Genomic DNA, 21,183 nt, shown 5'->3' with positions numbered 1-21,183 from the left:
GTATTTCAGAAAAAATGCTAAAAATTTTAGGAGTTTTCGGGGAAATAATTATAACTTGCACTACCATTAAATTTGTAACAAAATACTTACTTACTAATTCATACAAATTATGTCAAACGCCAATACTGATAAACTGAAGGCCCTTCGCCTTACAATGGACAAGATTGATAAGGATTTCGGCAAAGGCGCCGTGATGATGATGGGCGAAAAGCCCGATGTGCCGATGGAAATCATCTCCACAGGTTCCCTGGGGCTTGATATCGCATTGGGTATTGGCGGTCTGCCCAAAGGAAGGGTAATTGAAATATACGGCCCTGAATCTTCCGGTAAAACAACCTTAGCGATACATACCATTGCGGAAGCGCAGAAAAAAGGCGGTATCTGCGCCATTATAGATGCGGAACATGCCTTTGACAGCAGTTATGCCCGCAAGCTGGGTGTGGATGTGGATTCCCTGCTGATCTCCCAGCCCGACCATGGTGAGCAGGCGCTGGAAATTGCCGACAGGCTGATCCTCTCCGGAGCGGTAGACGTTGTGGTGATTGACTCCGTGGCCGCACTGGTTCCTAAAGGCGAGCTGGAAGGCGAAATGGGCGAAAGCAAAATGGGCTTACAGGCCCGTCTCATGAGCCAGGCCCTCCGTAAACTGACCGCCACGATCTCCAAAACCAACTGCTGTTGCATATTTATCAACCAGCTGCGTGAAAAGATCGGTGTAATGTTCGGTAACCCGGAAACCACCACCGGTGGTAACGCCCTGAAATTCTACGCTTCCGTAAGGCTGGACATCCGCCGTATGAGCCAGATCAAAGACGGCGACGAAGCTGTAGGTAACCGCGTAAAAGTAAAAGTGGTAAAAAATAAAGTCGCTCCTCCCTTCCGTATGGCTGAATTCGACATTATTTTCGGCCAGGGTATCTCCAAAGTAGGTGAACTGATAGACATGGGCGTGGAGTACGGCATTGTGCAGAAAAGCGGTAGCTGGTTCAGCTACGAAGGCAACAAACTCGGCCAGGGCCGCGATGCAGTGAAACAGCTCCTGCTGGACAATCCTGAAGTTGCCATCGAAGTGGAAGCCAAGATCAAAGCAAAACTCGCAGAACAGGCTTAAGGCTTGTTACTGACTCTGATAAAGATTTTTTAAACGTTTATTAAACGTTTGTTTGGGTTAGTTTAGTAGAAGGTCCGTTGTCTAACGGACCTTTCTTTTTTACTTTACACTGGATGCATTAATTTTAGCGTTCATGTATTAGCATGCCGACTCTCTACCAGACATTAGGTATCCCTGAAACCGCCACTCAGCAGGAAATCAAATCCGCTTTCCGCCAGCTGTCCCTGCGCCATCACCCGGACAGGAATAATGGCGATAAAACCAGTGAAACAAAGTTTCGGGAGGTGCTGGAAGCCTATAAAGTACTGGGTAACCCGGATAAGAAGACCTGGTATGACAGGCAGCTTTTTTACAAAAGGCAACCACCTCCGGCCCAACCCCAACCGCCGCAGCCGGGCCCTCAATCACCTCCTCCGCCACAACCCGGAAATCGCCGTTACGGTTCTGTCCGCGGATTTCGGAGAGTCACCGATGAGTATATTGTACCGGATTTCAGCCGGATGCCCTGGCGGTTCATGGCCATGGTGACCGGCGGCCTGATCCTGTTTTTTGTGTTATTGTATAATTTCGGCCCTAAGCCTAAACCCAGTATGAACCAGGTACTCCTGGAAGAAGAGGCTCGCGCCAAATGGACGCCGGTATCTGTCGTGAGCCCGCAGCATGTAAAACTAAGAGACGGATCTGATATCAGTCTTTCCGAAATGGCTGCCGGGCATGCACTGGCCAATACAGTAGAGATCTTAACAGATATCGACGGAGATGGTACCGAGGAATTGCAGTTGTCTGTTACCTATTCACAACAAGAACTTTTTACCAACAAGGATTACATTTTCCGGCGGATCCCTCCGCAAAACGGGACGGAGGATGTGCGTTATGAAGAGTTTTTCAGCCACACCGGGGGAATGTATATTGTCGGGAATAACATCAGGCTTTATTTTGATGAAATCATTGAAACCTACCGTAGCTGCGGTTCCTGTGAGATAACCGGTCTGCCGAATTACAGCCTGGTGCCCGCTATTTACCTGAAAGCGGACAAAGGACGTTTCCTTTTTGCCGGAATGAACCCGCGAAGGAACAAGGAAATAGAGGAAAACCTGGCGTACCTGGCAACAATTGATGCCCCGGAATTAAGCGCCGGGCGGGACGATGGTACTCGAAAAGAATACGTCCGGCAGATGGTGTGTTATTACTTTAATAATCTTGATTACCAGGCCACTGAAAAGATGTTCAGGAAATACTACCGGGGCGCCGATCAGGACTTAATCTGGCGGGATATAGAAGAGATCATCAAAACCTACGCACAAAAAATAACCTCCAATGCTGCGTTCAGCAACACGGAGGCTTTGTGAGCCACCCATCGGGATCGAACCGACGACCTGTTATTTACGAAACAACCGCTCTGACCAACTGAGCTAGGGTGGCAACCTTACAAAAATAAGCTCCCCGGGAATACGGTGTATAACCAGCAAAAAAAATCCTGCCATAGGGCAGGATTCTGTATCGAGTTCAGGTAATTATAACATTAGTCGGTTTCCTCTTCCTCTTTTTCCTGCTCTTCCTCGCTCTGGCGCATGTTAGCTTCGGACGTAAGCGCATCCCACAGGATGTCTTTCAGCTCCTGCAGCCCTGTTTGGGTCACGGAGGAAATGAACACATGCGGTACGTCTTCCGGAAGCTCGGCAGAAATGGCGGCTTTCAGTTCATCGTCCAGCATATCGCTTTTGCTGATGGCGATGAGGAACTGTTTGTCCAGCATTTCAGGATTGTATTGCTCCAGCTCGTTTACCAAGATGTCGAATTCCTTGAGATGGTCCTGGCTGTCCGCCGGGATCACGAACAGCAGTACCGCGTTCCGTTCTATATGCCGGAGAAAGCGGTGGCCCAGGCCTTTCCCTTCATGCGCACCTTCGATGATACCGGGAAGGTCTGCCATACAGAACGACTTATCGTCCCGGTACGGTACCATGCCCAGCTGCGGTGTGAGGGTAGTAAATGCATAGTTCGCGATCTTGGGCCTGGCGGCAGTAATGGATGACAGGAGTGTGGATTTACCCGCATTGGGGAAACCTACCAGCCCTACGTCTGCCAGTACCTTAAGTTCCAGCAGTTTCCAGCCTTCAAGTGCCGGCCCACCGGGCTGGGCGTATTCGGGTGCCTGGTTCGTCGCGCTTTTGAAATAAGCGTTTCCACGGCCGCCCTGTCCGCCGGGCATAAAAATAATTTCTTCGCCGTCTTTCAGTACTTCTGCTTCCACTTCCCCGGTTTCTTCATCGCGTACGATGGTGCCGAGGGGTACTTCAATTACGATGTCTTTGCCGTTAGCGCCGGTACAGTTGTCCCCGCTGCCGTTTTCACCGTCTTCAGCCAGTACGTTTTTGTACCAGCGAAGGTGCAACAGGGTCCACAGCTGGGCGTTGCCGCGCAGGATGAGGTGTCCGCCCCTTCCGCCGTCCCCGCCATCGGGCCCGGCCATGGCTTTGAACTTGGTGCGCATAAAATGCCTGCTGCCAGCGCCGCCGTGGCCTGATTTACAAAATACCCGTATGTAGTCTACAAAATTCTCCATAATTCAAATCTCCTCCGGCCACCAGGGCCGGTTTATAGTGCCGGAACGATCGTTCCGGAATCCGCTTCCGCCATATGGCGGAATGTTTTTATGCCTGGCAGGAGGGGTTGGCGTAGCCTGATACTGGCAACTCCTCCACCGGCTTTGTTTTTCGAACCAGGGTCCTTTTGGTACTGATGTGCCGGGAAATTGTATGGATTTCGGCCATCAGGAAGCGTTTCAGCTCCAGGACTCCAGCCGGGAGGGGGCTTTAAACGCTCCTTTCCCCACCAGTCCGGTTAAAAAGCAAAACGCAAAGATCGTAAAGTTTGGCCTTACATGATCTTTGCGTTGCAATATGTATGTTCCAGGATGCCGCGGATTATACGCGAACGCCCATCAGTTCTTCGATTTCTTTGCTCAGCAGCTCGAAAATATTCTCGATAGTGCCTTCGCCTTTCACTTTCTTCAGTTTCCCGAATTTAGCGTAGTGATCCGCCACAGGAGCGGTTTTGTTGTGGTATTCCACGATACGTTTTTTTACAACGTCTTCGCTGGCATCGTCTGAACGGCCCGAGGTGAGACCACGGTCCAGCAGGCGGCGTACCAGTTCATCTTCCGGAACTTCCAGGCTCAGTACCACGGAAATACCCGTCTTTTTCAGCGACAGCAGCTTGTCCAGCGCTTCCGCCTGCACGGTGGTGCGGGGAAAGCCGTCGAAAATAAAGCCGCGCGCTTCAGGATTGGCGTCCAGCTTGGTGCTGATCATGCCGATCACCACTTCGTCCGGTACAAGTAAACCCTGGTCGATGAACTTCTGGGCTTCTGTACCCAGGGGAGTTTTTTCCGCTATTTCGGAACGCAGCAAATCGCCGGTGGACAGGTGAAGCAGACCGTATTTCTCAATGATGTTGGCACTCTGGGTTCCTTTACCGCTTCCGGGAGGGCCAAATAAAATAAGATTGACCATGTTCTTCGATAATGTATTCATCGTAAGTGAAATACCTACGCCTTAAAAACGTGTTACAGTTGACTTGTACGTCCCCATCTTCTTACAGATAAGCTCTTCAAAAGGTTTAAGGATGACGTCACGTAAGGTGCAAATATAACAAACAATTGAATGAGTTGGTAATTAAAATTAAGATTAGTGAATTCTTATAAAAATATACCACAAAATGGTAAAAATATTTCAACAAAACCGGAAAAAAGGTAGAGGAATCGAAAAATGACCTCATCGATATGACAACCGGATATAAATATATGCTTAATAAGTGCAATGTATTCGCCGCCAGTCATTTCACCATCCAAATGAGCTTGTAAATTTTGTATGTTTATAGCATGATGAAGCATTTTTTGGTAGCAGTATTCACCGGGCTGTTGCTTGCAGCTAATGCACAACCGGGAACCACGCCTCAGGAAAAAGATAAACCCACGAAGGAGAAACCCCGCCAGAGCAAGGCAGATCATTGGGTGGACAGTGTTTTTAATTCACTGACCCACGAAGAAAAGATCGCACAGCTCATTATGATCCGTATGCACTCGAATCTCGGGCAGGATCATATCAACAGCGTTCTGAACGATATACGCGCCAACAAGATCGGCGGGATGGTTACTTTCCAGGGCGGACCAGTAAGACAGGCCATGCTCATCAACCGTTACCAGGCGGCCAGTAAAGCGCCGCTGCTCATAGCCGTGGACGGGGAATGGGGGCTCGGGATGCGTTTTGTGGACAGCGTGATCGCTTTCCCGCGAAACCTGATGCTCGGCGCCGTGCAGGACAGCGCACTCATCTACGAAGTAGGCAAAGCCATCGGCGAACAATGCAAACGCATGGGGATCCAATACAACTTCGCCCCCGTGCTGGACGTGAATAATAACCCGAATAACCCAGTGATCAACGACCGGTCTTTCGGGGAAGATAAATACCAGGTGGCGCGCCTTGGCGTGGCTATGATCAAAGGCATGCAGGACGCGGGAGTGATGGCCTGTGCCAAACATTTTCCCGGGCATGGCGATACCGATGTGGATAGTCATTACGATCTGCCGGCCATCAATAAAACCATTTCACAACTGGACTCCCTGGAGCTTTATCCTTTCCAGCGCGCCATAGAAGCGGGCGTCGGCTCTATCATGATCGCACACCTGTACATTCCCGCTATAGACAGCAAAGCCAATACACCGACCTCCATTTCATATAAAACGGTCACAGACCTGTTGCAGAAAAAAATGGGTTTTGAAGGGCTGATCGTTACCGACGCGTTGGAAATGAAAGGTATTTCGAAGTACTATAACAATGGGCAGGAATCTTTGCAGAGCCTGCTGGCAGGCAATGACCTGATGGAACTCCCGTCCACCGCAAAAGGCAGCATCAATGCAATCGCAGCGGCGATCAAAAAAGGAACGATCAGCCGCGCGGAGGTGTACCGCAGGGTGAAAAAAGTGCTGCGCGCCAAGTATGATCTTGGACTGGCAAATGTTCAGTCCATAGACCCGGTGAATATCACCGAAGACCTGAACGCGGCGGTATTACCCTTACGCCGCAGGATCTCTGAAGAAGCCATCACATTACTTCGCAACGATAATCACCTTCTTCCTTTACCTGTTACCATCGGCAACAAAAAACTTGCGATAGTGGCTGTGGGAGTGGATGGAGGAAATAACACCTTTATCGATGCCGTGCGCCGGCACAGAGCCGATGTGGATGCCTATGTGTTCTCCCCCCGGCAATCCGAGGCGCAGGTGACCGCTATGGTAAAACGCCTGAAAGCGCAGTACGATGCGGTGATTATTGCGGTGCAGAATTACAGCCGCAGGCCGGCCAACGATTACGGGATTAACCGCGCCGAAAGAGCCATTGTAAACCAGCTGCAGGAAGAAATGCCCGCCGCCACGATCACATTCGGCAATCCTTACGCCATCCGTTATTTCTGTGACGCGCCCACGATCATTGCCGCGTATGAAGATGACAGCCTGACCCATAAAGCCGCCGCCGCCGTGCTGTTCGGCAAGCTGGAACCGAAAGGGAAACTGCCGGTTACGGTTTGCAACAATTTCCAGTTCGGCACCGGCATCACTTCGATCAAACCCGTGATACGCCCCAGCCAGCTGGAAGCAGCCAGCCCCGAATCTGTAGGGCTGAACGGCAATGTGCTGAACAGGATTGATTCCCTGGCTTACGATATGATCAACAAAGGCGCCGCACCCGGCTGCCAGGTATTGGCGTTGAAAGACGGGAAAATGGTGTATCACAAAAACTTCGGGTTTTACGACTATAGCCAGAAAGAATCCGTGACGGACAGTTCCGTGTACGACCTGGCATCCGTTACTAAAATATGCGCCACTACTGTATCCGTGATGCGCCTGTACGACGAAGGGAAAATATCGCTGGACTCTACGCTGGGCGCATATCTTCCATGGGTACGCGGCTCCGATAAAGAAAAGCTGCTGATCCGTGATGTATTGCTTCACCAGGCTGGCCTGGTGTCTTATATTCCCTTTTACCGGGAAACGCTTTACGAAAACGGTTGGCCGGATACACTGCTTTTCGCCCAGCATCTCGATTCCCTGCACAGCCTCCGCGTAGCGGAAAATCTGTACATGGAGCCACGTTACAACGACACGATGTTCCGCCGCATACTAGACAGCAAGCTGCTGCCCGCCGGCCGGCAATACATTTACAGCGACAATGATTTTATCTTTCTCGGCAAGATCGTGGAAGCAGTTACGGGCAAACGCCTTGACCACTACGTGCGGGAAACTTTCTACGAACCGCTGGGCCTGATCACCACGGGATTTGAGCCACGCAGCCGTTTGCCGCTCAGCCAGCTGGTACCCACAGAGTTTGAAAATAATTTCAGGGTGCAATGGATCCGGGGCGATGTGCATGATCCGGGCGCGGCGATGTTTGGCGGGGTAGCCGGCCATGCCGGTTTATTTTCCAACGCTACGGACCTTGGCGTACTGGTGCAGATGCTGCTGGATGGCGGAACGTACAATGGCAAGTCCTATATCCATCCGGAAACCATCGCGATGTTTTCAGGATACCATTCCAATATCAGCCGCCGCGGGCTGGGCTTCGACAAGCCGGAGAAAGACAATGCCTCACGCTCCGAACCATACCCGGCAAAGAGCGCGTCCCCGCTCACTTTTGGCCACACCGGTTTTACAGGTACCTGCATATGGATCGACCCGCAGTATAAAATGGCATTCATTTTCCTCAGCAACCGCGTTTGCCCCAATGGCGGCGCGAATAACAAAATTTCTACGCTCAGCGTGAGGGCCAATATGATGGAAACATTGTACCAGGCCATGCAGTAATCAAACATGCTGAAACTAAAAGAGGGTGCACCGGTAAAGGTGTACCCTCTTTTTTATGGCCTGGATCAGCGGGACTGCTATTCAACAGAAACCACGCGGTTTACCAGGAACTGCGTTTTGATGTCGATGGATTTTTCCAGTTTGTTTTTACCATTCCGGATCTCGAAAGTGTAAGAGCCATCTTCCAGCTTGTCCATGTTAAAACGGCCAAGATACCTGGCGTTGCCATCCAGCACTTCTTTGTGAAGCGTGTTGTTGCTGGCGTCTTTAATGAACAGAACCAGTTTGTCCTGGCGGGGATTTACGATCTGAACAAGGAAACGTAAATCGTCTGTTCCTTCCTGGGTTACTTCAATTTTACAACCTCTCTGGATCATAAAGTTGGCTTCATCAGGGGATGTGTTTGTAGTAGTACGGGGGGCTTTCTCTTCGCGGGTGTTAACGTAGGCAAATGTTTCGTTCTGTGCGGATGCCTGTAAGCTAATGCCCAGTATGAGTGCTAATGCCGTAAGTACTCGTTTTGGTGCGTTCACAATGCTGTGTTTCATGTTAGTCAAAATGTTTTAATAGTTAACTCGTGTCTTGGGTCAGTTTCAGTAAAGGTGTCTTTGATTTCCGATGCAAAGGTCTGACCGTGTCATTAAGCGAACATTAAGAGCGTATTAACTAAATATGAGCAGATCATTGCCTTAATGTTATGGGATACTCCGGGCTAAATTCTGGTGGCTAAGTCCTTAAGCTGATTCTTTGTTTTGGCGTTAATTGTTTGTTAATCGGGAAGGCGAATTTACAACTATTGGAAATACAAAACGCAAACAGGCCGCATCTTTTTTGTTAATGGCAATGTGTAGGAAGTACAATAACACGGCCCGTCCGGATGAAGGACAGGCCGTGCCAGAAAGGGTTTTAGTAATTGGGGTTTTGTGTCATCTTGCTGTTCCTGCGGATTTCCGTGGACATGATCGGCAGCAGGTAGTGTTTGTTTGTGAACTTCCGGTCCTGTACCCCGGTTGTTAATACTTTGTAAGTATACAGCAGGGTGTCGGGGTTCAGTTTGCCATAAATTTCGATGGCTTTGGCCGGCCCGCTGAATACAGTTTCGGCGATGAGCCAGCGGCGCGCATCAAAATAACGATGCTCTTCAAAGGCAAGTTCGTACCTGCGCTCGTAACGATATTGCTCCAGCAAAGCCGCGCCTGTAACAGATACAGGAATAGCCGGCATGCCTGAGCGGGTGCGCACTTCGTTGATGGCGTCCCGGGCAGGGCCGTCCTGGCCCAGCGCCATGCTGGCTTCTGCATAGTTCAGCTTGATCTCCGCATAACGGAAGAAAGGCCAGGTCTGCTCTCCACGGAAAAACTGAGCATCCAGGTTGAGGTCCATGAACTTACGGAGATAATAACCCGTGTAGGACCCGTTCCAGTTCTCGATCGGGCCGCTGCGGGTATCCAGGCCGCTGATCACGTCCACACCGCCGGAGGCATTCCTTTTTTCGTATTTACCGGTTTGTATCACACCCACAGGATCGAGGCCGATGGCGTCACTGGGGCGTTTTTTCCATTTTGCGCCATTATACAGAATAGTGGCATAAAATCGGGGATCGCGGTTGTCGTACGGCTTTGCAGCCATCGCGGGGTTGTTCCAGTTGAAAGGAGTGCCATCGCGCATCTGGTAGCCTTCCACGAAATTTTCCAGCGGTACATTCCCGCCCCAGTTGTGGTAACCGTTCGGGCCGTTGTAAAGATCATGGGATGTGCCGAGGAGCTGTTTGTTGAAGTATTTGCAATAAATGACCTCCGCATTGTTTTTATCCATGAACACACGGGTGTAGTTGTCCACGCCGGAAGAAGTGGGCTGGTAAATGGAAAACTTATTGGTCTGGATAAGCGCGAGCGCCGCGTCCTGTGCGGCTTTCCAACGTACCTGCCGGTCTCCTCCCACATAACCCAGCTCGGGCCTTGAGTTGCCGGGCCTGTTAAAAAGATCGCTGGCGGCATACAGCAACATGCGTGATTTTAAAGCCATGGCGGCGTATTTGGTGGCGCGCCCCGTATTATCCCGGTCATGTGCTTCGGGCAGTAGTGCGGCTGCTTTATCGCATTCGGACACGATGTAGTTCACGCATTCTTCGAAGCCGTTGCGGGGGATCAGCATGGCTTCTCCGTCTGTGAGCTGGAAGATCTGCGTCACCAGCGGTACGCCGGCCCAGTATTTCACGAGCATATGGAAAAAATATGCGCGGAGGAAATGTACTTCGCCTTTGAGACGGTCGCGCTGGGCTTCGTCTTTAAAAGGAGCGGCATCCACCTGTGCAAAAAAGATGTTGCAGTTGCGGATGGCCTTGTAATGTTTTTCCCATTCACCGAAAAGGTTCAGCGCGCCCAGGTCTTCAGGGCTCATGGCTTCTGTTACGGATGTGGTAGTGCCGTAATTGTGAATAAAACGGCTTTCATCAGTCATGGAACCGAGCATCACTTCGTTGAAACCGTGGCGCATCTTCGGATACAGGTCGTTCACATAGGCCTGTATCATGTTCGGGTCTTTCCATACATCGTCTTCCGTGTATTCGTTCAGCGGTCGTTTTTCAAGGAAGTCTTTGTTACAGGCGCTTGCCAGTAATATGGTAATGGTGAGTATGCTATAGCTGAGGAGAGTGATTGTTCTTTTCATAACGCATGTTTTAGAAGGTTACATTCAGGCCAACATTAAAGATCCTTGTCTGCGGGTAAAACTGGCCGCTGCCGGTGGGTGATTCCGGGTCAAAGATCTTCACCTTGTCGAAAGTGACGAGGTTCTGGCCGCTCACGTAGATACGCAGATCGTCCAGCCCGAGGCGTTTTTGTGTAGGCTCGGGGAGGGTGTAGCCCAGTTCGAGGGTTTTGAGACGGAGGTAGTCTGTATTCCATAGCCAGAATGTATTCTGGCGGCTTACCCAGTATTCCTTATCCCTGTCGTATGGGCGCGGCATGGAAGCGTCGGGGTTTTCCGGCGTCCAGCGGTCTTCTGCGATCTTCATCGGGAAGTTGCCGATCAGGCCTGATTCCGTGCGGATATACTGGCTGGCCCCTGTGGCGCCCTGCCATAGCATCGTGACGTCGAAATTGGCGTAGTTGGCCGCGAGGGTAAGACCGTAGTTCCAGATAGGATACTCCGAACGGTTCACACGCACGCGGTCCAGGTCGTCTATCTTGTTGTCTCCGTTTACGTCTTTAAAGATCACATCCCCGGGGATGGCGCCGCCGATATGCGGGTATTCATCCACGGCACGCTGGTCCCTGAATATGCCGATGGCCTCGTAATAGAGGTTCGCGCCTATCTGCCGGCCGGTGGATTGCTGCCACTCCGGCTGGTTGGGCACTTCGTCCCAGAAAAGGATCTTGTTGCGCGCGGTGGAAATATTGGCTACTACTTCGTAGGTGAATTTCCGTACGGTGCGTTTGTGTGTCAGGTGAAGGTCTATGCCCTGGTTCTGCACTTTCCCGATATTTTCATCCGGCAGCGTGAGGCCGGTGTAAATGGGAATGGAAGCGGAACGCTGGGAAAGGATGCTGTGACGGCGGGTGAAGAAATACTCCGCTTCGATGCCGATCAGGCCGTTAAAGAGCCTGGTTTCGATAGCCAGGTCCATGTTATTGGACACTTCCCAGGTGATGTTCGGGTTGGGGATGCGCAGCGAGTTGATGCCGGTGTTCAGCTTGTCCCCCAGTACCACGCCACCTTCTGAGATGCCATAGGTGTTCATGTACTGGAAAGGATTGATCTGGTCATTACCCATCTGGCCCCAGGAGCCGCGGATCTTAAAGTAATCCACCGTGCTGCCGATGGAAGATTTCCAGAAGTTCTCCCGTGAGATGACCCATCCCGCGGACACACCGGGGAAAAAGCCGAAACGTTTATTGCTCGGGAAATTCTGTGAGCCGTCGTAACGCCAGTTAAAATCAAAGAGATATTTTTCGTCGTAATTGTAAGACAGGCGGCCGAAATAGTTCAGGCGCGCATAGTCGAAACCGCGGCCGGTATTATCTTTTTCTTCATTGCTGCCGGCAAACAGCTGGTCTACGGCGCTGGAAATGTAATAACGGCGGCGTGCCCAGAAGTTGTCATTTTTCATTTCATTCCGCTCTATCGCGAAGATGGCGGAGGTGTTGTGTTTGCCAAAACTCTTGATGTAATTGATCTTCCCGTTGATGGTGATGCTGCCGGTCTGCGCATAGTTTTCCTCCAGCTCCGGCGCGCTCACGCCTCTCTGGCTGGACTCCAGCTGGGGCTGATTGTTGGCATCGTAACCCTGGAAGGTATACAGCGTCCATGGTTTGATGAAACGTTTATTAAAATTAAATGCCTGGTCCACGGCGAAGTTCGCATCTACAAACAAGCCTTCCACTTTCGGGATGTAAAGTACCACGGCCAGGTTGCTGTTGAGGGCATACAGCCGGTCGCGCTGGTAACCGATCTCGTTTGTACTGGTCACAACCGGGTTGTCTCCGTATTCGATGTCGGGGCCGGGCAGTCCGTTGGGCCAGCGGGCTGCTTCGGTGGGCCTTCCGCGCAGCAGCGCGCGGAAGATGGAGCCGGCGCTGCGGGGTGGGAAATTACGGTCTTCCAGCCTGCCCGCGAGATCAAGTTTGATAGTTAGGTACTTGTTCACGTTTGCGTCGAGGTTCACGCGGGCATTGTGCTGGCGGTACTTGGTGGCGCTGTTTTTGAAAATACCGTCCTGGAAAAGCGTGCCCATTGAAACGTAATAAATGAATTTGTCCGAGCCGCCGCGAAGGCTGAGGTCGTGGCGGTTCTGGCCGCTAAGCGGTTTCACCACTTCGTCCACCCAGTCTGTGTTCGGGTACTGCCATGGGTCTGAGCCGTCCGCGAATTGCTGGATCTTGTCTTCGGTAAAACTGGGCTGGTCTCCCGCATTGACGTTGATCTCATTCACAATGCGCGCATACGTGGGCGCATCGGCCATTTTGGGCATACGGGTAGGTTGGGTGAAGCCCTGGTTGAAACTATAGCTCAGCAGGGGTTTCCCGGTTTTACCGCGTTTGGTGGTGATGAGGATAACGCCGTTTGCCGCGCGGGACCCGAAGATGGCTGCGGAAGCATCTTTCAGCACGGAGATGTTTTCGATGTCATTCGGGTTCAGGCGTTGGAAGCCGTCCCTCGGGATGCCGTCGATCACTACCAGCGGGTCCGAATTCCCGTAGGTACTGCGGCCGCGGATGAGGATGCGGGAGCCGTCGTAGCCGGGCTCGCCGCTGCTGTTGATGGCCATAAGGCCGGAAACGCGCCCTACGAGGGCGTTGGATACATTCACGGTGGGCGCCTGCTTGATCTCAGAGCCTTTCACCGTGCTCACGGACCCGGTTTTTGTTACTTTTTTGGTAGTGCCGTAGCCGGTCACCACATACTCGTCCAACTGTTTTTCGGTTTCTTTCAAAAGGATGTTTACCGCCGTGAGCCCGTTCAGCGGAACCTCCTGGGTTTCATACCCGATGAATTGCAGCACCAGTACGGCCTGCGGGTCCACATCGGGGAGGGTGAATACGCCCTTTTCATCCGAGGCCGTACCTTTCGAGGTGCCTTTTACCACTACGGTCACGCCGGGTAAGGAAACGTTTTTGGCGTCCCTGATCCTGCCTTTTACCGTGATGTTTTTTGCGGATGATTGTTGGGTTACGTTTTGTGCCTTGGAGACGGGCATGCCTCCGGCAAATAAGGCGAAAGTGGCCATGAGCATGGCCCCGCCATAACGTGGAATGGTTTTCATAACTGTAACGTGTTGGGTTGGGTTAAGAAATGGTAACGTTCGAAATTATCCAGTCAAGTTATCTAGATTTTCATTAAATATTTTCTAAAATAAGCGTACAAAGTACCCGGCCCTTTAAACAAACTAGTGTCAATCCGACACTTTATAAAAAAATATTAATATGCTATCAGGAGCGGTTGCCCGGGTTATGGAAAGATTTCACGCTAAAAACCGGTAACTTAGAATACAGAATTCACCGGCTATGAAAAGGAAACCCCTGGCTGCCTTTGTCATTTCGTTACTGATATTCGCCGCCTGTAAAAAAGAAACGAGCTTCGAGGAACCTTTCAAAGGCAACACCTGCGATTATGCGCCGTATACAACAGGTTCTGTGTTTGAATACGAGATGGTGGATGTGGCCACGGGAGATACGCTGGATTATACGCTCCGTGTGGAGGGCGATACGGTGTATAATGGCGAGGATTTCCGGAAACTGACCGATGATTTTACCGGGGAATATTCCCTGTTCCGATGCGGCGGCGGAAATTACCAGCAGCTGCTGGATGTTTCGGCCATCCCCAATGCACCCGCCGATCCCATCAAGACCGATTACCTGAAAGATAACATGCGGCTGGGCGAGTCCTGGACGGAGCTGCTGCCCGTCACCCTACCCGTTATTGGTGATGTGAACATCAACATCGCCTATACCATTATTCAGAAAGGAACGGGTAAAACCGTACTCGGCGTGCAGTTCAGCGAAGTGATCGGCGTTCGTATGGAAGTGTCGGTCCCGCCGATATTACCGCCGGAAACACTCACGACCAACTATTATGCAAAGGGAGTGGGGCTGATACAGGTGGACAGGTTTGAGGATACCACCTATCTGAAAACCTACACGATCAAATAACTTCCGAGGAAATCATTTTGCATCTTTCCACATCCACAGGTACCGGCAGGCATGTGACCTGTATGGCGACCAGCGCGCGGAGAGCGACTGGAGTTTCGCACGGTAAGCTTTTTTATCGGTGGGGTCCAGTTTATAGAGTTTGGTCATGGCCTGCTGAAGCCCAAGATCATCCATGGCAAACACATCTTCGCGGCCGAGATAAAACATCAGCAGCATTTCCACGGTCCATCTGCCCACGCCTTTGATCTGTGTGAGATAAGTGAGCACCTCGGCGTCTTCCATCTTACGCAGTTTTGTATCCGTCAGTTTTTCTTCCACCACGAAGCGGGCTACGTTGTGCACATAACTCACCTTGGCATTGGAAAGCCCGATGGAGCGGAGGGTAGGGGCCGGGGTATCCAGGATCTGCTGCGGGCGCGGTTCTTTACCACCATATAATTGAAGGAAACGTTTGTAGATCACGTCAGCCACTTTTACCGACAGCTGCTGGCTCATGATGGAAGCGATCAGTTTCAGCGCGATGTTCTTTTTGACGGGTATCTCGCTCAGCGGCGCGGCGATAATGTTTTTGAACTTTTTGTCTTTACTGAGATGGGCGATATACACATCGTGGGGTGTCATAATCAGTATTTAAAAGGTTCTCCATATAGCAGGCCCAGCAAAGGCTGGCCCACGGCGGTAAGCGTCTGGCGGTCTATTACAGCAATATTGTCGTTCGTAGTGTGATGATGTTCCATCAGCTCGCCGCTGGGGCGGGTGGCAATGATGTCGAAAGTGGGTACTTTCAGGATGTTGTTCACGTAAGTGTGATCGTCTTCGATATAAGAGGGGCCGTTGCCGGGCGTTTCATACCGGAAATATTCCGAAAACCCGCTTTGGTGCGCTACTTCCCAAAACAATTTCATCTGCGCGGCCGCGTATTGCTGGGAAGTGCCTTCCATGTAAAAACGGGCATTGCGCGCGCCGACCATATCCAGCAGGATGCCGTAAGACGCGGTATAACCGGGCACATGCGGTGTACGCGCCCAATATTGGGTACCCATGCAATAATCCTCGCCGTAATCCTCCACATCCGTGAAGAGGATATCTATGCCATAACCGGGCTTTTTAGCCTTCAGGTGGCGCGCAACTTCCAGCAGCACAGCTGTGCCGCTGCCGCCATCGTCCGCCCCGTCAAAAGGCTTCTTTTTATCAAATGCGTCCTTGTCCGCAACGGGCCGAGTATCCCAATGGGTCAGCAGCAGGATGCGCCTTTTTTCGGAAGGGTTAAAGGAGGCGATGATATTGATGCAGGGGAGATTTTTACCGTCGGCATTCACATTCACGCGTTGTACATACACGGTATCCGCCAGGGGGCGCAGGCTGGAAATGAGCCATGTGGCGCAAGCCGTCTGTGCCTTGGTGCCGGGTATGCGCGGGCCAAACGCCACCTGTTTTTCGATGGAGGCATAAGCACTGTCCGCCGAAAATACCGGCGCGGCAACTACTGGTTTGTTTTCAGCAGCGTCCGTGGCCGCGGGTTGTTTGTTGCCGCTGTTGCAGGCCGTAAGCACGAGGGCGGCCCAGAGAATGTATTTCCGCATTATTTATTCAATGGCGTATGTGACGGTCCCGTCCTTTTCATCTTTCAGCTGGATGCCGATGGAAAGCAGCTGGTTCCTGATCTTGTCTGAAGTGGCGTAATCCTTTTTGCCTTTGGCTTCCTTGCGGATGTCTATCAGCAGTTGCAATACACCGTCCAGCTTGTTGCTGTCTTCCGGTTTTTCAGGCTGAAGGCCCAGTATGTCGATCATGTAGGTGTGCCAGGTGGTTTTCAGCAGGTCAAAGGTATCCTGGCTGATCTCGTGCATTTTGATCTGGCCGCCGCGGAGGGAATTGATCACGGGGGAAAGCTCAAAGAGATTGGCCAGCACTTTGGCGGTGCCGAGGTCGTCATTCATGGCGGTGGCGCAATCGCGGCACCATTCCTGTACCTGTTTGTCCAGCTCTTCGTTGATGCCCGCGCCATTGCTGCTGTAGCTGAGCTTTTCCAGTACTTCGTAGGCGTACCAGAGGCGGGCAAGACCTTTTTCCGCGGCCTGGAGTGCTTCGTTGGAGAAGTCCAGTGTGCTCCGGTAGTGGGTCTGGAGAATGAAGAAACGGATGGTCATGGGACTGTAGCCTTGTTCTAGTAAAGGATGGGTGCCGGCGAACAGTTCCGTGAGGCGGATCACGTTGCCATAACTTTTGCCCATCTTTTTCCCGTTGATGGTGATCATGTTGTTGTGCACCCAGTAACGGGCCATCATTTCACCGTGGGCAATTTCGCTCTGGGCAATTTCGCATTCGTGGTGGGGGAACTGGAGGTCCATACCGCCGCCGTGGATGTCGAATTGTTTGCCGAGATATTTGCTGCTCATCGCGGAGCACTCGATGTGCCATCCGGGGAAACCTTCGCCCCAGGGGCTGGGCCAGCGCATGAGGTGCTCGGCCGGCGCTTTTTTCCAGAGCGCGAAGTCTACTTTATTTTTCTTTTCATCCTGGTTTTCCAGCTCGCGGGTGGTTTCCAGCTGATCTTCGATCACGCGGCCGCTGAGGATACCATAATGATGATTTTCGGAATATTTTTTTACGTCGAAGTAAACGGAACCGTTTGCCTCATATGCATAACCGTCCGCCATGATCTTTTTGATCATTTCGATCTGCTCCACGATGTGGCCGGTAGCGGTGGGCTCTATGCTGGGTTTGAGGGTGTTGAACTGCTCCATGGCCCAATGGTAGAGATTGGTGTATTTCTGCACCAGCTCCATCGGCTCCAGTTTTTCGAGCAGCGCGCCTTTGGCGATCTTGTCTTCCGCGGCGCGGCCTTCTTCTTCAAAATGGCCCGCATCGGTGATGTTGCGCACATAACGCACTTTATAACCAAGATGCAGCAGGTAGCGGAACAGCACGTCGAAGGTGATGAACGGCCTGGCATGCCCCAGGTGCGATTCGCCGGATACAGTGGGTCCGCACACGTACATGCCCACATGCCCGGGATATAACGGAGTGAATACTTCTTTTTGTCGGCTTAGGGTATTGTGTAGTTTTAGCTGTTCTGACATATCAATTGGTTCGATCGGCGAATTTCGGATTTTATCACCCTAATTTCGAATTTTTTAGTCAAAAGGAGCACACAATTTACGAATGGCGGCTGTCAGCGGTTTAGCCGCAGGTTCGTGATGACGGGATAATGGTCGCTGAGGCCGGAATGGATCGTTCGGAAACCTTTTACGGTAAAGGCCTTGTCCGCGAAAATGTAATCTATCCGCAGTGTAGGTGAAATGCCGGAGAAAGTGCGCCCGATACCGCTGCCTTTTTGGAGGAAGGCGTCCTGGAGGTTGCCTTTTACGGTGAAGTAGGTGTAAGATGCGGGCGTATCGTTAAAATCCCCGCAGACGATCACGGGGTGTGGGCTGGTCCTGATGAAATCCGCTACTATATTGGCCTGGCGGCTGCGGCGGATGTATGCGTCGCGCATTTTGTAGATGATGCCTTTGGCCGCCACCAGCCCGGTATCTTCCCGTTTCCTCACCTTTTCGATGCTTTCATAGTCCTGCGCGTTGAAGCGGTAAGATTCCAGGTGCATATTCACGATGCGCACCGTGTCTTTCCCTTTGAGCACGTCCGCGTAGATGAGGCTTTCGCCCAGCGGGCCGGAGGAGAGCTTTACTTTGTCCGCTTTCAGGATGGTGTAACGGGAAAATATGATCGTGCCCCAATGCTGGCTGCCGCCACGGTTAAAATCGCTGGAAAAAAAACGGTGCGGCATATCCATCACCCGGCTGATGTCTTCGCGGTTATTAAAATCCCCCGGTTTTTCCGAGGTATAAAAGTCCTGGAGGCAGAGCACATCCGGCTGATGTTCTTCGATCAGTTTAAAAATGCCTTCGCGCACGGGTTTGCTGTCTTTTTTGGCGTAAAGGCCAAACAGGGCTACGTTATAGCTCATGACATTAAAGGTGCCTTCGGGTTTGTTTTGCGTTTCCCAGTTGGACGGCCAGCGCAGGGCAATAAAGGCGGACACGGACTTCCAGCCCAGCAGCAGCGCGATCAGGGGAATGAGGGCGTATTTCGGATGGAAGATCAGCCAGAATATCATAAAAAGCAGCAGCGCGATCAGCAGGAAAGGAAACCCGAGGGTAATGAAACTGATCGGCCAGAACCTCACCGGTGATATAAAAGGCACCAGGCAGGCAAGGAGAAAAAACAGAACAACAACAATGTTCACCGTAAGGAAAAACCCTTTTGTAAAAAGTCGTAAAAATTTCAACAAACAAGATATTTGGCCGCTATAAATTTAACGCATTAAAAGACAACGCGTTAATAAATTTAAACCTTCGTTGTGGAACAACCGTTTTTGTATTTGAATTCGTTTTATTGTGTGACGAATCAATGTTTCAGTGATAAACGCGCCATGACGGGGAAGTGTTGTAATCCTTTTTTGCGGAAGATCGAAAAGTCTTCCACGGCAAACTCCCGGCCGGGAAGCACGTAGTCTATGCGAAGGGTGGGCGAAAGGGCGGAAAACGTCCTCCCGAATCCGGAGCCCTGCTCCAGGAACGCATCCTGCAGCGCATTGCCGCGAATGGTGCGGTAAGTGTAGGAAAGGGGGATATCGTTAAAATCGCCGGTTACCACCAGGGGATATTGGCTCTTGCTGATCTCGGCGGCCATGATCTGCGCCTGGGTCACACGGTTGGCAAAGCTGCGGCGCATTTTACCCATCACGGATTTGATCTTTCCGCCGTCTGGGCTGCCCACGGCCTGGTAGTCTTTGCCGTTCAGCCTGTAGGAAGAAAGGTGGCCGGTAAGCACCTGCACCGTGTCCCCATGTACCAGCAGCTTCACTTTCAGGAGATCTTCATTGCCTTTATAACCCCCGTTGAAGGCGATGCGCGCGGTATCGATAATGGGGAAACGGGAAAAAATGGCGGTGCCGTAATGCCAGGTAGTCCATTGAGTATAGTGTTCGGCGAAATAATAATAAGGGTAAGCACCGTTGCTGAGGATGTTTTCCAGGTGCGGCTGCTGGTCCGGGTGCTCATTCGTGTAAAATTCCTGTATACAAAGCACATCCGGCCGGGCCTCCCGCACAATTTGATAAATATGTTCCCTCACCCGGGGAGTTTCCTTGTAGCCCAGCAGCCCCATGGAGCTGGAGTTGAAGCTCATGACGGTGAAAGATTGCGCGGTGTGTGTTTTGCCGGTGTTGAACAGGTTAAATCCCCAGGTTACGCCGATGCCCCTGAATGAAACGATGAGGGCGAACACGGAGATCAGCCAGTATTTTTTACGGACGATCAGCCAGCCGGGAATAAATATTACGGAGAGCACCCACAACAGCGGGAAAGCGAGCCCGGCAAAACCGGCGGGCCAGAATGAAGCAGGATTTACCATCGGTAAAAAAGCCGAACAGATCAGGCCGGCGGCGATGATCACATTTCCATACAGAAATAAACGGCGGAGTATAGCAGGCATGGGTTTCAATGGGGTCTATTGACGTTTACAAACGCTAATATACTCCTACGATCTGAGATTTTGTTTGAAAACCGGGTTAATTCTCGGTATCCTGTTCCCTGCTGGCACGTATCAGTGTTTCCTTTTCCTCGGGGCTGAGGCTCTGGAATCCCTGTTCATTGATCTTGTCCAGCAGTTCATTTACCTTATGTTCAGGAATATGCCCTACTCTCACATAAGGAACGGGATTGGCCTTGCGGGCCTGTTTGTCCGATTCCAGCATTTCTTCGCGGAGACTCGCGGTATCGGCTTTTGAGTGGAAAATATGGGAGATGTTGAAGAAAAAAGTGTTGATGCCAATGGCCCAGTTATGCCCTTTTTTGTATTGGGCGATAAACATAAAGCCCATGAAAGCGCCGCCCAGGAGGAACATCAGCGAGGTCATGCGGCCGCCGCCGGTGAGCACCGCGGTGATGTGAAGGCCGATATAAATAAGGGTGATGATCCATACGGGAATGCCGCCTTTCAGCAAAAGCGGGAATACGCGGTTGGTGGGGGCCAGGGTGGTGAGGCCGATAGCGATGGCCATTACGCCGGCTCCCGCGCCCATTATACCGGCTCCTGCGCTGGCAAGGGGTTTCAGGGCGGGCACGAGGTTCATGCCGGTTACATAAAAGACATAACCGCAAAGGCTGCCGAAAATATATAAAGGCACTACCAGCCGGAAGCCGGAAAACTGCTGTAACAGCGAACCGAAACAGTAAAGCCACACCATATTAGAGAAAATGTCCCAGAATGCGGTATGCGTGAACATGGCGGTGAGCAGGGTCCACGGTTTGGTGAGGAGGGTCATCGGCTGGGCTGACACTACCGTATTATGCAGGATGTCTCTGTCAAAATCCGCGATGGTGAAACCTTCCATCTGGTAAATGATCTTGATAAAGTACAGCAGGATATATACGGTAACGTTCAGGAGCAGTAGCTGGGTAACCATATTCCTCTCTTCCCCTAGAGACAGTCGGGGCATCCGTTCTTTTTCGGCCACTTCCATGGTTCTGGTGTTTGTATACAAATTTAAGATT

Annotated in this window: 15 protein-coding genes and 1 tRNA gene; 4 read left to right on the top strand and 12 right to left on the bottom strand. The window is 51.5% G+C overall.

The features are described from left to right. Positions 1-109 precede the first annotated feature (109 nt). Positions 110-1,111: a recombinase RecA gene (gene recA / locus EG028_RS16620; RefSeq protein ID WP_120517671.1), complete on the top strand. Its 1,002-nt coding sequence runs from the start codon at positions 110-112 to the stop codon at positions 1,109-1,111. Between the two features lie 143 nt (positions 1,112-1,254). Then, positions 1,255-2,460: a J domain-containing protein gene (locus EG028_RS16615; protein ID WP_120517670.1), complete on the top strand. Its 1,206-nt coding sequence runs from the start codon at positions 1,255-1,257 to the stop codon at positions 2,458-2,460. Here the strand turns inward: EG028_RS16615 and EG028_RS16610 are convergent. The 3 genes from EG028_RS16610 to EG028_RS16600 form a co-directional block, all read right to left on the bottom strand. Next, positions 2,460-2,533 (bottom strand) — tRNA-Thr (locus EG028_RS16610). The genes EG028_RS16615 and EG028_RS16610 overlap by 1 nt on opposite strands. Before the next feature lie 100 nt (positions 2,534-2,633). Beyond that, entirely contained in the window at positions 2,634-3,677 is a 1,044-nt protein-coding gene (obgE, locus tag EG028_RS16605) for a GTPase ObgE (protein ID WP_120517669.1), read from the bottom strand. A 361-nt stretch (positions 3,678-4,038) separates the two neighbouring features. Further along, positions 4,039-4,647, bottom strand: coding sequence for an adenylate kinase (locus EG028_RS16600; RefSeq protein WP_241559161.1), 609 nt, complete (start codon positions 4,645-4,647; stop codon positions 4,039-4,041). Between the two features lie 347 nt (positions 4,648-4,994). On the opposite strand from EG028_RS16600, the gene EG028_RS16595 reads away from it, so the two are divergent. After that, positions 4,995-7,973, top strand: a complete 2,979-nt coding sequence (locus EG028_RS16595; RefSeq protein WP_120517667.1) for a glycoside hydrolase family 3 N-terminal domain-containing protein — start codon at positions 4,995-4,997, stop codon at positions 7,971-7,973. Between the two features lie 77 nt (positions 7,974-8,050). Here the strand turns inward: EG028_RS16595 and EG028_RS16590 are convergent, their stop codons facing one another. The 3 genes from EG028_RS16590 to EG028_RS16580 form a co-directional block, all read right to left on the bottom strand. Beyond that, entirely contained in the window at positions 8,051-8,521 is a 471-nt protein-coding gene (locus tag EG028_RS16590) for a hypothetical protein (RefSeq protein ID WP_120517666.1), read from the bottom strand. A 358-nt stretch (positions 8,522-8,879) separates the two neighbouring features. Further along, positions 8,880-10,643: a RagB/SusD family nutrient uptake outer membrane protein gene (locus tag EG028_RS16585; RefSeq protein ID WP_120517665.1), complete on the bottom strand. Its 1,764-nt coding sequence runs from the start codon at positions 10,641-10,643 to the stop codon at positions 8,880-8,882. A 10-nt stretch (positions 10,644-10,653) separates the two neighbouring features. After that, on the bottom strand, positions 10,654-13,737 hold the full coding sequence (locus EG028_RS16580; RefSeq protein ID WP_206614465.1) for a SusC/RagA family TonB-linked outer membrane protein: 3,084 nt from the start codon (positions 13,735-13,737) through the stop codon (positions 10,654-10,656). Positions 13,738-13,978: 241 nt separating this feature from the next. Between EG028_RS16580 and EG028_RS16575 the strand changes: the two genes are divergently transcribed. After that, positions 13,979-14,623, top strand: a complete 645-nt coding sequence (locus EG028_RS16575; RefSeq protein ID WP_120517664.1) for a hypothetical protein — start codon at positions 13,979-13,981, stop codon at positions 14,621-14,623. A gap of 12 nt (positions 14,624-14,635) precedes the next feature. Here the strand turns inward: EG028_RS16575 and EG028_RS16570 are convergent, their stop codons facing one another. From EG028_RS16570 to EG028_RS16545, 6 genes are all read right to left on the bottom strand, one after another. Beyond that, positions 14,636-15,244, bottom strand: coding sequence for a DNA-3-methyladenine glycosylase family protein (locus EG028_RS16570; protein WP_120517663.1), 609 nt, complete (start codon positions 15,242-15,244; stop codon positions 14,636-14,638). A 2-nt stretch (positions 15,245-15,246) separates the two neighbouring features. Further along, positions 15,247-16,206: a M28 family peptidase gene (locus tag EG028_RS16565; RefSeq protein WP_120517662.1), complete on the bottom strand. Its 960-nt coding sequence runs from the start codon at positions 16,204-16,206 to the stop codon at positions 15,247-15,249. A 3-nt stretch (positions 16,207-16,209) separates the two neighbouring features. Continuing rightward, positions 16,210-17,706: a cysteine--tRNA ligase gene (gene cysS / locus EG028_RS16560; RefSeq protein WP_120517661.1), complete on the bottom strand. Its 1,497-nt coding sequence runs from the start codon at positions 17,704-17,706 to the stop codon at positions 16,210-16,212. Between the two features lie 92 nt (positions 17,707-17,798). After that, positions 17,799-18,914, bottom strand: coding sequence for an endonuclease/exonuclease/phosphatase family protein (locus EG028_RS16555; RefSeq protein ID WP_120517660.1), 1,116 nt, complete (start codon positions 18,912-18,914; stop codon positions 17,799-17,801). Between the two features lie 119 nt (positions 18,915-19,033). Next, complete coding sequence (locus EG028_RS16550) at positions 19,034-20,122, bottom strand: endonuclease/exonuclease/phosphatase family protein (protein WP_120517659.1); 1,089 nt, start codon at positions 20,120-20,122, stop codon at positions 19,034-19,036. Positions 20,123-20,198: 76 nt separating this feature from the next. Continuing rightward, positions 20,199-21,173: a rhomboid family intramembrane serine protease gene (locus EG028_RS16545; protein ID WP_120517658.1), complete on the bottom strand. Its 975-nt coding sequence runs from the start codon at positions 21,171-21,173 to the stop codon at positions 20,199-20,201. Between the last annotated feature and the right edge of the window lie 10 nt (positions 21,174-21,183).

The sequence above is a fragment of the Chitinophaga barathri genome, from assembly GCF_003807585.1.
GTDB classification, from domain to species: domain Bacteria; phylum Bacteroidota; class Bacteroidia; order Chitinophagales; family Chitinophagaceae; genus Chitinophaga; species Chitinophaga barathri.
Note: the sequence above shows the minus strand (reverse complement) of the source record. Positions and strands in the feature narration are given on the sequence as shown.